The sequence below is a fragment of the Collinsella sp. i05-0019-G5 genome (genome assembly GCF_042851345.1).
In the GTDB taxonomy this organism is placed as follows: domain Bacteria; phylum Actinomycetota; class Coriobacteriia; order Coriobacteriales; family Coriobacteriaceae; genus Collinsella.
Map to the genome: position 1 here is coordinate 954,316 of NZ_AP031421.1, position 14,405 is coordinate 968,720.

A 14,405-nucleotide genomic window follows, 5' to 3' on the forward strand; every position below is an offset into this window, starting at 1 on the left:
CAGTCCTGCTCGCACGGAAAGCACATTAAGTGCTTTCCGGCTCGTGCGGAACTTGTATCAAACTAAAGGCCAAGGGGCCTCTGCTATAAGAATCGATTGTCAGTTTATTTGAATTTGAAGATCTTCGACGCGCGGTACACAGGGGCCTGGGCTGAAAAGAATCTGGTTGGTAGGTTGCCCGGTGGGGCTTGGTTATGTTTGTCGCGAGTTCCGCACGAGCCGAAGAGCACTTAATGTGCTCTTCGTGCGAGCCAGGACTGTAGAGCAGCAAACATAACCAAGCCCCACCGGGCAACCGGTCAGGTTAGGCTACTTCGCGGCGCCGGGGATGCCGTGGGAGGTTTTGGCGGTTTTGGCTCCGTTTACGATGGCGGTCTGTAGGGCCCTTACGGCGAGCATGCCCAGTAGGTCTAGGGGAACGGCGGCGCTTGCCTGGGCGCCCAGTTTGCCGCTGGCGAGGGTGTAGATGGTGTCGCCGTCGTTGGTGGTGTGTGTGGGGCGGATGGCGTGTGCGTAGGCGTCTGCGGCCATCTGGGAGACCTTGGTGGCTTGTGCCTTAGTGAGTTCCACGTTGGTGACGATGCAGCTGATGGTGGTGTTGGTGCGGTCGAGCGGCATCTGCATGGATCCGGCGGCGGCAAAGGCTGCGAGTTCCATGTCGACGATCTGGTCGCTATCGGCTGCGGCGCGCATGCCGGCGACCCACTCGCCGGTGAAGGGGTCGACAACGTTGCCGCAGGCGTTGACCGAGACCACGGCGCCCACCTTGATGGGGCCGAGTGCCACGGCGGCAGCTCCAAGGCCGGCCTTCATGCAGGTGGCAGGCCCCATGAGCTTACCCACGGTAGCGCCCGTGCCGGCGCCTACGTTGCCCTGTTCGAGCTTGGTGGGGGTGTGGTCGAGTGCTTCGCGCACGGCGGCGATGCCGGCCTCAATGTCGGGGCGCACGGTGGGGTTACCAAAGGCGAGGTCGAAGATACAGCTGGAGCACACGATAGGCACCTGCGTGGGGCCGACGGGAAGGCCGATGCCGCGGCTCTCAAGCTCGCGAGCGACGCCGCTTGCAGCCTCGAGGCCAAAGGCCGATCCACCCGAAAGGCAGACGGCGTGGACCTTGTCGACGGTGTTCTCGGGTCGCAGCAGGTCGGTTTCGCGCGATGCTGGAGCACCGCCGCGAACGTCAACGCCGCCGGTGGCGCCCTCGGGTGCCACGATTACGGTGCAACCGGTGCCGGCCTCCTCGTCCGTATAGTTGCCATAGCAAAAGCCATCGACATCGCAGACGTCAATGGCCTCGAGCAGTGTATCCATGTTTAACTCCTATCGGTTTTCCGCCGCGCCTTGTGCCCGGTCGGGATCCGTACGGTACGCCAAAATTGTAGGCGCCGGGGGATACCCAGCGCCAGATGCAATTACGAGAGTTTTTGAATCGCGCGCGCGACGCGGGCGATGGGTAGGCCCACCACGTTATAGAAGTCGCCCGAAATATCGTGCACGAGCATGCGTCCTCCTGTGCCCTGAATGCCGTAGGCGCCGGCCTTGTCCATGGGCTCACCCGAGGCGACGTAGTGCTCGATCTGCTCGTCGGTGAGCTCGTAGAACGTCACGTCGGTCACATCGACAAAGGACAGGCTTTCGGCGGCATGCGGGGCGGCCGTATCGCCTGCCTTAACGATGCAGACGCCGGTTGCGACCTGGTGCGTGCGGCCCGAAAGCTCACGGAGCATAGTGCGCGCCTCGTCCTCGGTTGCCGGCTTGCCCAGAATCTTGCCGTCAAAGGTGACGATGGTGTCGGCCGCGACCGTTAGCTCATTGGGCTCGGCATGCTCGGCAGCAACGGCAGCCGCCTTGGCGCGTGCCAAGCGCTCGACAAGCGTGAGCGGGGCCTCGCCATCAAAGGGCGTTTCGTCGATATCCGCGGGAATCACGCGAATGTTGTAGCCTGCCTCGCGCATCAGCTCTATGCGGCGCGGCGATTGCGAAGCCAAAATCATAGTTGGATGCCCTCGGCGACCTTCTCGACGGCCTTGTCGCCGGCGAGCGTGCGCAGCAGCTCCAATGCAAAGGGGAGGGACTGTGCCATGCCGCTGGCAGTGATGATGTTGCCGTCTTGCGTGACCTTCTCGCCGGTATAGGCGCCTTCGGGGAAGCTTTTCTCAAAGCCAGGGAAGCACGTGGCATGGCGCCCCTCGAGCAGGTCGAGCTCGCCCAGGATAAACGGGGCGGCGCAGATGGCGGCGACGTGCTTGGTTGCGGCGAACTCGCAGACCACGTCGCAGACGCGCTGATCTGCGCGCAGGTTGGTGGCACCGGGCAGGCCGCCGGGCAGCACGACGCAGTCGTACTCGTCAAAGTTGATCTCATCAAAGAGCGCATCGCAGGTCACGGGGATCTGCAGCGAGCTTACGACCTCGCGCGTGGGCATGATCGAGACGAGCGTGGCACGCACGCCGCCGCGACGCATGACATCGACCATGGTCAAGCATTCAATAGTTTCAAAGCCATCGGCGGCGAGAACGGCAACGCTGGGCATGAGGGTTCCTTTCATAGGCGGCATACAATTAGCCGTCTTATACCCCGAAGACCTCCGCTTGCCACGCTCGATTTCCCAATGATTTTCTGAGCAATGATTAAGCGGCTAGTTGCGCCTAAGGTGGACGACGGTCTCGCAGTGGAAGGTTTGTGGGAACAGGTCGACTGGCGTGATCTTTACGGGGGAGAAGGTGCCTTCTTCGACAAAGCGTTTGAGATCGCGCGCCAGGGTGGCCGGGTCGCAGCTCACGTAGGCGACATCGCGGGCACTCGTGCTGGCGATAAGGCCGATCGCCTCGGGGGCGAGGCCTGCGCGCGGCGGGTCGACCACCAAGATGTCGGCATCCTGGTCGGGGAACTCGCGCACCGCGTCTCCGCCAATGACGTCGACGTTATCAAGCTTGTTGATTTCCAGGTTACGGCGTAGATCGCGCACGGCGGGGCCGTAGGCCTCGACGGCAGCGACAAAGTCGCAGCGGCGGGCGAGCGGCAGGGTAAAGGTGCCGGCACCGCAGTACAGGTCCACGGCAAGCTCGTCTTCCTGCGGGTCGAGCGCTTCCATGACAAGATCGATCAAAATCTGGGCACCCTTGGTGTTGACCTGGAAAAAAGACGGGGCAGACAAGCGCATCTGATCCTCGGCGATATTCTCGGTCCATGAGCCCTCTCCGGCGAGCATTTCGACCTTGGAGACACGGCGGGCCTTCTTTTCGCCCTTGCTCATCACGCGTACGATGCTCGTAGGATGAGCGGCGTCCGCCAGCACGCGGGAGACCTGCGAGCGCGGAAAAGAGCCTGTGGGCGTCCAGAGTGCGACCTCGAGTGCCTTGGTGCGGCGCGATGCGCGAATGCCCACGCGTTCGAGCCCCAAGTCATGGCTGCCGCTTAGATAGTTGAGTGCGCCGACGACCGATTTGAGTGCCTTCGGGAAGCGCTTATCGAACAGCGGACACATATCGACGGTCACGATTTTGCTGGGGTCGACACCGTGCATGCCAAGGCGCACGCGACCGTTGACGACGGTCGGTTCGAGCTCGATTTTATTGCGGTAGCCCCAGTCGTCCTTGGTGTGGCAGATGGGCTGTACCAACTCATCTGCCAGCTCAGGAGCGAACTTGCCGATGCGCTCGAGCGTGGAGCGCAGGTTTTGCTCCTTGGCGGCGAGCTGTGCCGTGCGTGAGAGATTGCCCCACGAGCAGCCGCCGCAGATGCCCACGAAGGGGCAGGGAGGCTGAATGCGATTGGGGCTTGGCTCCAGAATCTCGGTGGTGCGGGCGCGCATGAATGACTTGCCGTCCTGTACGACCTCGGCCTCGACGGTGTCGCCTGCCACGGCACCCTGCACAAAGACGGCCTTGCCGTTGTCGGCGTGCGCCAGCCCGTCGGCGCCGTAGGTCATCGATTCTATAGTGAGCTTCATATTCCTGCCTGTCATTCGCGTTGTTGTTCGCACCATGGTAGCAGGGAAAAGCGCCCCGTATCCGAGGCTTTCCTCAAATGCGGGGCGCTTCTACAAACTGCTTCTACAAACGACTATTTCGTCTTGCCGGTAATGAGCGTCTTAAGACCCAGGCCGATCAGACCCAGGCCCATGCGCACGCGGCCGGGGCGATGGCGCTCGATGGCCTTGGTCTTGCCAGCGGGCTTATCGCGACGGGCGCTCGTCTCGGGTGCGGGCTTGGTGACCTGCGGATCGGGCTGAGGTGCAGGTGCAGGCTCGGGCTCAATGACGGTCGCCTGGACCTCTTGGACCTTGGGTGCTACTGGCTGCGGCTCGGCCTCGGAGGCAGGTTCCGCCTCAATGACGGGCTCGGGCGCGGCCTCGGCGTTGCGATAGGCGCGCTCCAGCAGGGCTTCCTGTGAGTTGAAGGGTTTCTCACCCTCTGCACGCTCCACGGGGACCCAGGTGCCGTCGCTCGTGAGGCTGCGGGCCTTCACGTTGTCGCGCAGCTGCATGCCCATGTACTCGTGCACCAGAGCGCGGCAGGTGGGGTCGAGCACGGGGAAGGCAATCTCCACGCGGTGCTCGGTGTTGCGCGTCATCATGTCTGCCGAGCTCAGGTAAATCATGTCCGAGTCCACGCCGAAAGCATAGACGCGCGCGTGCTCCAAAAAGCGTCCGACGATGGAGCGGACATGCACGTTCTCGGTCTTGCCCGGAACACCGGGCTTGAGGCACGAGATGCCGCGGATGATCATGTCTACGCGCACGCCGGCACACGATGCCTCGGCGATCTTGTCGATAACCTCGCGGTCGGTCAGTGAGTTGAGCTTAAAGAACACGCGGGCGGGCTCGCCGGCAAGGGCGCGCTGGATCTCGCGGTCAAGCCCGCGCATGATGAGCGGTTTCAGTCCGACGGGCGCCACACCCAGGAAGCGGTAGTCGCCGCGCAGGTTGCCCAGCGACAGATTGCGGAAGAACAGGTTGGCGTCTTCACCGATGCCGGGATGGGCTGTCATGAGCATAAAGTCGCTGTAGAGTTTGGCCGTCTTCTCGTTAAAGTTGCCGGTGCCCAAAAGCGTGAGGCGGGTGAGCGCCATGCCCTCGCGATAGGTGAGCTGGCAGATCTTGGAGTGGCACTTAAAGCCTTCGGAGCCGTAGATGACGGTGCAGCCTGCCTCTTCCAGACGCTCGGCCCACTCGATGTTGTTCTGCTCGTCAAAGCGGGCGCGGAGCTCCATGAGCACCGTGACCTCTTTGCCGTTCTCGGCGGCATCGATCAGCGACTCGCATAGGCGGCTCTGCTTGGCCACGCGGTAGAGCGTGATGCGCAACGAGATGCACTCGGGATCGTAGGCTGCCTCGTGTACCAGATCCAGGAACGGATTCATGGCCTCGTAAGGGTAGAAGAGCAGCTTGTCGTGCTGCAGCACCTGCTCGCGGATGGAGCGGGTCATGTCGATGGTGGGGTTGGGCTGTGGCTTAAACGGCGTAAAGAGGAGCTCGTTGCGCAGGTGCTCGGGAATCTTGCCCTCAATGCCAAAGACGTAGCCCAGGTTGAGCGGGATATCGCAGGTAAAGACAGAGCGGCGCGAAAGCTCGAGCGCCTTGCGGATAGTCTTGAGCGTCGCCTTCTCGAGCGACCCCGAGACCGCGAGCACTACCGGCTGCAGGCGCAGGCGCTTCTTGAGAATGCGCTTCATGTGCTGGCGGTAGTCCTCTTCCTCTTCGACGCCCTCGCCGTCCGGATCGATGTCGGCGTTGCGGGTGACGCGGATCAGCGCACGATCCAGCGGCTTATAGGAGCCAAAGCAGCTGTCCAGGCAGGCGAGGATGACGTCCTCGAGCAAGATGTAGGAGTAGGTGCCGGTGGGCGAGGGGATCTCGACCACGCGGTTCATCGAGGCGGGAATCTCGATAAGGCCCAGTAGGCTCTCCTCGTCGGTGGCGCCGTCCAGACCACAGGCCAGATAGAGCGCGCCGTTGCGCAGGTTGGGGAAGGGGTGGCGAGGATCGATGACCAGCGGCGAGATGACCGGCGACACGTAGGCCTGGAAGTAGCGGGTTACAAAGGTACGCTCCTCGGGCGTAAGCGAATCGATGTGGGCGCGGTGAACGCCCAAGGTGTCGAGCTTGCCCTCGATGCTCTTAAAGATGGACTCCCAACGGGTAAGGAGCCCGGGCATTTCGGCCATGACAGCATCGACCTGTTCGGAGGCGGTCATATTGCTCTTGTTGTCGACAGGTTGTTTTTTGAGCTCCGCCAGATCGGACAGGCCGCCCACGCGCACCATGAGGAACTCATCGAGGTTGGACTCGAAGATCGAGACGAACTTTAGTCGCTCGAATAACGGAACGGTTTCGTCGAAGGCTTCGTCGAGCACGCGGTTGTCAAAGCGTAGCCAGCTGAGCTCTCGGTTTTGCGTGTATGAGAAGTCGCGCGGCGGTTTGCGCAGCTTTGCGGCGGCTTGCTTCTTTTCGATTTTGCTCGGCATATGCATCTGTCCGTTCAGTCCCCACAGGGGACGGTAGCCTAACACTATTCACTATTGTCTCAATTTAGTCGACCTGTGGCACGGACGTATTGCGTGAACGGTATCTTTACCTACTTCTTACGCTGCCAAGGCATGCAACTAACTGCCCAACTCGTTTAGAAACAATCTATATCCATACTCAATTGGTGAGGATGTATGAATAAGAATGATTGCGAGCTGAATATAATCGAATCCAAATTGAATCATGAACAAACGACATATATATGCAGAAAACCGTTTTAGCTATGCAATTCCTAAACATGAAAATATTTGTGCAATCTAGCTTAATTCCTTAGAAAAAAGAACATTTACCTTTGAAAACCTGCTTTAGAGAACCGAAGTGCATCATGGGGGAATCATATGAGATATACCGTTCATCGCACTTTGCTGACCGTTCGGGGGCGAGGTGGAATTGCAGGTGGTTTTTGGATATAACTAGAGCTGTCAGCAAGCAGCGTCCCATACGGAGGGGCGCTGATACATTCGGCCAGTAAGGCCCGAAAGAAAGGTAGGAGGCCATGACGAAAGGTCTGCACGTGCCTTCCGAGATCGGCAAGCTCAGGAAGGTCTGCCTGCACCGTCCCGGCGACGAGCTCCTCAACCTGCCGCCCGACGAGCTCGAGCGACTCCTGTTCGACGACGTCCCGTTCCTGGAGGTCGCGCAGCAGGAGCACGACACCTTCGCCCAGATCCTGAGGGACCAGGGCGTGGAGGTCCTCTATCTCGAGAACCTCGTCGCCGAGGTGTTCGACCAGGTCCCCGGCGCCCGCGCCGAGTTCACCGACCAGTACATCGCCGAGGCCGGCATCCGCGGCCAGCACATGCCGCAGATCGTCCGCGAGAAGCTGGACTCCATCGAGGACAACCTCGAGTTCGTCAAGAAGACCATGGCCGGCATGACCAAGTCCGAGATCGACATGCCCCTCACGGCGTCCACGACCCTCGACTCCCTGGTCAACTCCGAGTCCGAGTCCGACCTGATCATCGACCCGATGCCCAACCTCTACTTCACCCGCGACCCGTTCGCGGTCGTCGGCGAGGGCGTCAACCTCAACCGCATGTACTCGGTCACCCGCAACCGCGAGACCCTGTACGGCAAGTACGTCTTCAAGTACCACCCCGACTACAAGGACGTCTCGCTGTACTTCCGCCGCGACTGCCAGTTCCACACCGAGGGCGGCGACGTGCTGAACATCAACGAGAAGACCCTCGCCGTCGGCATCTCCCAGCGCACCCAGGCCGCCGCGATCGACGTCATGGCCCAGAACATCTTCTGGAACTCCGACTCCAAGGTCGAGCGCATCCTGGCCTTCGACATCCCGGTCTCGCGCGCCTTCATGCACCTCGACACGGTCTTCACCCAGATCGACGTCGATAAGTTCACGATCCACCCCGCCATCATGGGCACCCTGCGCGTCTACGAGCTGACCGCCGGCAAGAACCCGGGCGACGTGAACATCCGCCTGATCGAGGACACCCTCGAGCACGTCCTGGAGGACGCCACCGGCGTCGACCAGGTCAAGCTGATCCCCTGCGGCGGCGGCGACCCGATCGCGGCCTCCCGCGAGCAGTGGAACGACGGCTCCAACACCCTGTGCGTCGAGCCCGGCAAGATCTGCGTCTACGCCCGCAACACCGTCACCAACGACGTGCTGTACAAGGAGGGCCTGGACCTTCTCGTCGTGCCCTCCGCCGAGCTCTCCCGCGGCCGCGGCGGCCCGCGCTGCATGAGCATGCCCTTCTGGCGCGAGGACCTCTAAGGTCTTTCAGGACCCGTACAGGTCATAATACATACATCTAGCTGCCATTAGATGTCTCCCATTGGGGCGGTGCGGGTTTTCGCACCGCCCCAATCTTGTATGAGGGACGTCAACACGATTGGATGACTGCTTTTGTAAGGAGCTTGGCCATGGACATCAAGACGATTGGCGTTGAGGAATGGCTCAACGTTTGGGAGAAAAGTGCCACGTGGGACATCGCCCAGTCGACGATCTCGTCGCTCACCATGGGCGAGCTGCGCGCGCTCGATGAGCAGGACGGCGCCACGTTCTACGAGCGCTTGGACCGCGAGAAGATGAACTACGGCTGGATCGAGGGCTCGCCGGAGTTTAAGGCCGTGGTTGCCAAGCTGTATCGTCGGGAGGTCAATCCCGACCACATTCTGCAGACCAATGGCTGCACGGGTGCGAACCTCAACGCCATCATGGCCGTGGTCGAGCCCGGCGACCACGTTATCGCCGAGTGGCCCACCTACGCGCCGCTCTACGAGATTCCGCGCACGCTGGGCGCCGAGGTCGAGTATTGGGAGCTTTGCGAGGAACTCGGCTGGAAGCCCGATATCGAGGAACTCAAGCGCTTGGTGCGCCCCAACACCAAGCTTATCTGCATAAACAACGCATCGAACCCCATCGGTACGGTGCTCGATACCGATATGCTCGGCCAGATTGCCGAGATCGCCCGTTCGGTGGGCGCCTACGTGCTGTGCGACGAGGTGTATCTGCCGCTCGAAAACACTGAGTCCTTTATGTCGATGGTCGACGTGTACGAGAGGGCCATTGTCACCAACTCGTTGTCGAAGACCTATTCGACGCCTGCGGCCCGCGTGGGCTGGGTCGTGGCCGACGAAGAGGTGTCCAACCGCATCCGTACCTATCGCGATTACACCATGATCTGCGGCGGTGTGTTCAACGACGCCTTGGCGACCTATGTGCTTGAGCACAAGGACAAGATCCTCGAGCGCAATCGCAAGATCGTGTTTGGCAACCGCGATATCGCGCAGGCTTGGATCGATACGCAGCATCGCGTTTCCTGGACGGCCCCACAGGGCGTGTCTACCTCGTTTATCCAGCTGGATATTCCCGAGGACGACGAGGAGTTCTGCAAGCGCCTGCTGTCCGAGAGGGGAGTGCTGCTGGTACCCGGCAGCCGCTTTGAGCTTCCCTGTGGCGCACGCCTGGGCTACTGCGCGAGCGAGGACGTTCTGCGCGAGGGCCTGAGGCTTTTGGGCGAGGCACTGGCGGAGTTCGATCGCTAGGATTCCGATGGTCTTCGGGGGCCTTATCCAAATTAGCCGAAGATAATCGAAAACGGATCCGTTTCCCTAGTGAAGCGGGTCCGTTTTTCTATACCGAGAAGTCAAGTTGTTACAAATGGGGCCGTAAAGCGAGCCGGTATCCGCTGGGCCTTATACTGAGTTTCCGGTGAACGGTATCAAGCGTCTGGTAAACGGTAATTTATTTACCAGAAATGAATAGGACAAACTTTTTTCTGAATAAAAATGAAAATGGTTGAGACGCGGTGTGAACCGCTAATTCTATTCATAGGTTTATTGGAAATATGCAATTTGAGGATGGTTTAACAAAGTTTAGTTCCATTTGATTTTAGGATTAAAACGCGTTTAAGCACGTAAATACGCTTTATTAAGATGAAGTGTGCCATGCGTGAAGTATATGTGTATGCCGTTCACCCCCTATAAAAAACCGTTCAGGGGCAAGGTGGAAGTATGAGCTGATTTTGGATATAAATATGTCGTCAGCAATAACGCCTCACACGGAGGGGCGCTAACGAATCGGCCCTGACAAGGGCCCGAAAGAAAGGTAGGAGGCCATGACGAAAGGTCTGCACGTGCCTTCCGAGATCGGCAAGCTCAGGAAGGTCTGCCTGCACCGTCCCGGCGACGAGCTCCTCAACCTGCCGCCCGACGAGCTCGAGCGACTCCTGTTCGACGACGTCCCGTTCCTGGAGGTCGCGCAGCAGGAGCACGACACCTTCGCCCAGATCCTGAGGGACCAGGGCGTGGAGGTCCTCTATCTCGAGAACCTCGTCGCCGAGGTGTTCGACCAGGTCCCCGGCGCCCGCGCCGAGTTCACCGACCAGTACATCGCCGAGGCCGGCATCCGCGGCCAGCACATGCCGCAGATCGTCCGCGAGAAGCTGGACTCCATCGAGGACAACCTCGAGTTCGTCAAGAAGACCATGGCCGGCATGACCAAGTCCGAGATCGACATGCCCCTCACGGCGTCCACGACCCTCGACTCCCTGGTCAACTCCGAGTCCGAGTCCGACCTGATCATCGACCCGATGCCCAACCTCTACTTCACCCGCGACCCGTTCGCGGTCGTCGGCGAGGGCGTCAACCTCAACCGCATGTACTCGGTCACCCGCAACCGCGAGACCCTGTACGGCAAGTACGTCTTCAAGTACCACCCCGACTACAAGGACGTCTCGCTGTACTTCCGCCGCGACTGCCAGTTCCACACCGAGGGCGGCGACGTGCTGAACATCAACGAGAAGACCCTCGCCGTCGGCATCTCCCAGCGCACCCAGGCCGCCGCGATCGACGTCATGGCCCAGAACATCTTCTGGAACTCCGACTCCAAGGTCGAGCGCATCCTGGCCTTCGACATCCCGGTCTCGCGCGCCTTCATGCACCTCGACACGGTCTTCACCCAGATCGACGTCGATAAGTTCACGATCCACCCCGCCATCATGGGCACCCTGCGCGTCTACGAGCTGACCGCCGGCAAGAACCCGGGCGACGTGAACATCCGCCTGATCGAGGACACCCTCGAGCACGTCCTGGAGGACGCCACCGGCGTCGACCAGGTCAAGCTGATCCCCTGCGGCGGCGGCGACCCGATCGCGGCCTCCCGCGAGCAGTGGAACGACGGCTCCAACACCCTGTGCGTCGAGCCCGGCAAGATCTGCGTCTACGCCCGCAACACCGTCACCAACGACGTGCTGTACAAGGAGGGCCTGGACCTTCTCGTCGTGCCCTCCGCCGAGCTCTCCCGCGGCCGCGGCGGCCCGCGCTGCATGAGCATGCCCTTCTGGCGCGAGGACCTCTAAGTCTTTCCGTTTCCGGTGCGGTCTCCCTACAACCGCACCGGTTTCGCCCGTCAAACGGGCAACACTGATACTTATGTAATTCATTTCTTCGAAAGGATTCGAACCATGGGTGTTAACCTCTCCGGCCGTAGCTTCCTCAAGCTCCTCGACCTCACCACCGAGGAGATCGAGTACCTGCTCAAGCTCTCCAAGAACTTCAAGGACATGAAGCGCGCTGGCGTTCCGCACCGCTATCTCGAGGGCAAGAACATCGTTCTGCTCTTCCAGAAGACCTCCACTCGTACCCGCTGCGCCTTCGAGGTTGGCGGCATGGATCTGGGCATGGGCGTCACCTACCTCGATCCGGGTTCGTCGCAGATGGGCAAGAAGGAGTCCATCGAGGACACCGCCCGCGTTCTCGGTCGCATGTATGACGGCATCGAGTTCCGCGGCTTTGCCCAGGACGACGTCGAGGAGCTCGCTGCCAAGTCCGGCGTGCCCGTGTGGAACGGCCTGACCACTGAGTGGCATCCCACCCAGATGCTCGCCGACATCCTGACCGTCCAGGAGAACTTCAACTACGACATCAAGGGCAAGACCCTCGTCTTCATGGGCGACTGCAAGAACAACGTTGCTCGCTCCCTCATGGTTGTCTGCTCCAAGCTCGGCATGAACTTCGTGGCCTGCGGCCCCGAGGAGTGCATGCCCGCTGACGACGTCATCGAGGCCTGCAAGCCCATCGCCGAGGCCAACGGCTGCACCATCAAGCTGACCACCGACGTCAAGGACGGCGTCACCGGTGCCGACGTTATCTACACCGACGTGTGGGTCTCCATGGGCGAGCCCGACGAGGTCTGGGCCGAGCGCATCGCTCAGCTCACCCCGTATCGCGTTACCTCCGAGGTCATGGCTATGGCCAACCCGGGTGCCATCTTCCTGCACTGCCTGCCCAGCTTCCACGACACCAACACCACGATTGGCGCCGAGAAGTGCGAGCAGTTCGGCATCACCGAGCAGGAGGTCACCGACGAGGTCTTCGAGAGCCCCGCTTCCAAGGTCTTCGACGAGGCCGAGAACCGCATGCACACCATCAAGGCTGTCATGTACGCCACGCTCAAGTAAGAGCATCTAGCATCTCGCTCGGGGTGTCTTGCTGCACACCCCGAGCGGCTTTGTCTGGTAAATATCTCGCGTCGGGCGGTGGGCACGGCACGGAAGATCCGCTTCGCGCGAGAAAGTTAAATGATTTATGAAGGGGGGATGAGAACCATGACTGAGACCGCTAAGAAAAAGCGCGGTATGCCTTCATCGTTCACCATTCTTCTAGCTCTGCTGGCAATTGTTGCAGTGATTACCGTTATCGTCTCCGGCACGTCCGGCGGCGCGGTTACTGCAGCCCGCCTGAGCGATTTCTGCACCGCCCCGATCCTGGGCTTCGCTGACGCTCTGCCCGTCTGCCTCTTCGTTATGATCCTGGGCGGCTTCCTCGGTATGATGACCGAGACTGGCGCTCTGGACAACGGCATCGCCGTTCTGGTGCAGAAGCTTAAGGGCAACGAGATCATGCTCGTTCCTGTCCTTATGCTCATCTTCTCCCTCGGTGGTACCACCTATGGTATGTGCGAGGAGACCGTTCCCTTCTACGCCCTGCTCGCCGCTACCATGATGGCTGCTGGCTTCGACCCCATGGTCGGCGCCGCTACCGTCCTGCTCGGCGCTGGCTGCGGCTGCCTGGGCTCCACGGTTAACCCGTTCGCCGTCGGCGCTGCCGTCGACGCTCTGACCGGCGTTGGCATTGAGGTCAACCAGTCCATCATCATCGGCCTCGGTGCCGTCCTGTGGATTGTCACTACCGCTATGTCCATCGTCTTCGTGATGAACTATGCCAAGAAGGTCAAGGCTGACAAGGGTTCCACCATCCTGTCGATGCAGGAGCTCAAGGACGCCGAAGAGGCTCACGGCAAGGCTGCTTCCGAGGTCCACAAGGAGGTCAAGCTCACCGGTCGTCAGAAGGGTGTTCTGATCGCCTTCGCCTTCACCTTCGTCGTCATGATCGTCGGCTTCATTCCGCTGGCCGACCTCAACGAGGGCGTCGCCAACTTCTTCGACGCTGGCGCTGTCTACGACGCCGACGGTAACGCCGTCGTCCAGGGCTGGTCTGCCCTGATCACCGGCCTGCCCATTGGCCAGTGGTACTTCGACGAGGCTTCCACCTGGTTCTTCCTCATGGCCGTCCTGATCGGTATCATCGGTGGCCTGTCCGAGAAGCAGATCGTTAACACCTTCATCACCGGCGCTGCCGACATGATGTCCGTTGTTCTCGTCATCGCCCTCGCTCGTGGTATCTCCGTCCTCATGGCTAACACCGGCCTCGACGTCTTCGTCCTCGACGCTGCCGCCAATGCCCTGGCTGGTCTGTCCGGCGTGATCTTCGCTCCCATGAGCTTCCTGGTCTACTTCGGCCTGTCCTTCCTGATCCCCTCGACCTCCGGTATGGCCACCGTCTCCATGCCCATCATGGGACCGCTGGCTGTTAAGCTCGGCTTCTCGCCCGAGGTCATGGTCATGATCTTCTCCGCCGCCATCGGTGTCGTGAACCTGTTCACTCCGACCTCCGGCGCCATCATGGGCGGTCTCGCCCTGGCCAAGATCGAGTGGACGACCTGGCTCAAGTTTGCCCTTAAGCTCATCGTCGCTCTCTCCGTCGTCTGCGCCGTCATCCTGACCGTCGCCTGCGTGCTGCTCTAAGTACCCAACGGGTACCCCACGGAAACCTTGACGATCCTGTAGAGGATCACCTGGTCATCGTCTGTCCGGCGGGGTAAACCCACCGGTAGACTCCTACCTTTAGCCCCCTTCCGTTCCGTGCGCGGGAGGGGGCGCTCTTGTGTTCCGGCGTTTTACCAAACGCCGGAACCACTCGACGCTGCAAGCCCGCCAGAGCGGCAATCTGACGTTCAATCGTCGGGCATGGCCAAAAGGCCTATGCCCTCCTCTTTCACGTCACCTTGCTCGCTCTGGTGGGCTTTCGCTGACTTTTGCTCCACCTGCGGCGCTGCCATTGTTGGTGT

General features: G+C 60.7%; 10 protein-coding genes. 5 read left to right on the top strand and 5 right to left on the bottom strand.

The features are described 5' to 3' along the window. Window positions 1–309: 309 nt before the first annotated feature. The 5 genes from ACGHIZ_RS04265 to ppk1 all read right to left on the bottom strand — a co-directional run bounded on the left by ACGHIZ_RS04265 (window position 310) and on the right by ppk1 (window position 6,474). Window positions 310–1,311: a P1 family peptidase gene (locus ACGHIZ_RS04265; protein WP_117745916.1), complete on the bottom strand. Its 1,002-nt coding sequence runs from the start codon at window positions 1,309–1,311 to the stop codon at window positions 310–312. A 101-nt stretch (window positions 1,312–1,412) separates the two neighbouring features. Next, a complete protein-coding gene (locus tag ACGHIZ_RS04270; protein WP_117745917.1) occupies window positions 1,413–1,994 on the bottom strand; it encodes a nucleoside triphosphate pyrophosphatase in 582 nt (193 codons plus the stop codon). Beyond that, window positions 1,991–2,533 carry a DJ-1 family glyoxalase III gene (locus tag ACGHIZ_RS04275; protein ID WP_055287259.1) on the bottom strand — a complete coding sequence of 181 codons (543 nt, stop codon included), beginning with the start codon at window positions 2,531–2,533 and terminating at the stop codon, window positions 1,991–1,993. The genes ACGHIZ_RS04270 and ACGHIZ_RS04275 overlap by 4 nt, the downstream gene beginning before the upstream one ends. 105 nt (window positions 2,534–2,638) lie before the next feature. Next, complete coding sequence (gene rlmD / locus ACGHIZ_RS04280) at window positions 2,639–3,952, bottom strand: 23S rRNA (uracil(1939)-C(5))-methyltransferase RlmD (RefSeq protein ID WP_390449398.1); 1,314 nt, start codon at window positions 3,950–3,952, stop codon at window positions 2,639–2,641. 113 nt (window positions 3,953–4,065) lie between these two features. Beyond that, window positions 4,066–6,474 carry a polyphosphate kinase 1 gene (gene ppk1, locus ACGHIZ_RS04285; protein ID WP_117745919.1) on the bottom strand — a complete coding sequence of 803 codons (2,409 nt, stop codon included), beginning with the start codon at window positions 6,472–6,474 and terminating at the stop codon, window positions 4,066–4,068. Window positions 6,475–7,025: 551 nt separating this feature from the next. Here ppk1 and arcA (ACGHIZ_RS04290) point away from each other — a divergent pair. From arcA (ACGHIZ_RS04290) to ACGHIZ_RS04310, 5 genes are all read left to right on the top strand, one after another. Continuing rightward, window positions 7,026–8,267: an arginine deiminase gene (gene arcA, locus ACGHIZ_RS04290; RefSeq protein WP_006234281.1), complete on the top strand. Its 1,242-nt coding sequence runs from the start codon at window positions 7,026–7,028 to the stop codon at window positions 8,265–8,267. Window positions 8,268–8,416: 149 nt separating this feature from the next. Then, complete coding sequence (locus ACGHIZ_RS04295) at window positions 8,417–9,541, top strand: aminotransferase (protein WP_271740011.1); 1,125 nt, start codon at window positions 8,417–8,419, stop codon at window positions 9,539–9,541. A 572-nt stretch (window positions 9,542–10,113) separates the two neighbouring features. Further along, window positions 10,114–11,355, top strand: coding sequence for an arginine deiminase (arcA, locus tag ACGHIZ_RS04300; RefSeq protein ID WP_006234281.1), 1,242 nt, complete (start codon window positions 10,114–10,116; stop codon window positions 11,353–11,355). A 105-nt stretch (window positions 11,356–11,460) separates the two neighbouring features. Beyond that, on the top strand, window positions 11,461–12,456 hold the full coding sequence (argF, locus tag ACGHIZ_RS04305; RefSeq protein WP_006234279.1) for an ornithine carbamoyltransferase: 996 nt from the start codon (window positions 11,461–11,463) through the stop codon (window positions 12,454–12,456). 138 nt (window positions 12,457–12,594) lie between these two features. Then, window positions 12,595–14,082 (top strand): YfcC family protein, encoded by a 1,488-nt coding sequence (locus ACGHIZ_RS04310; RefSeq protein WP_370739707.1) that lies wholly within the window; start codon window positions 12,595–12,597, stop codon window positions 14,080–14,082. Window positions 14,083–14,405: the final 323 nt, after the last annotated feature.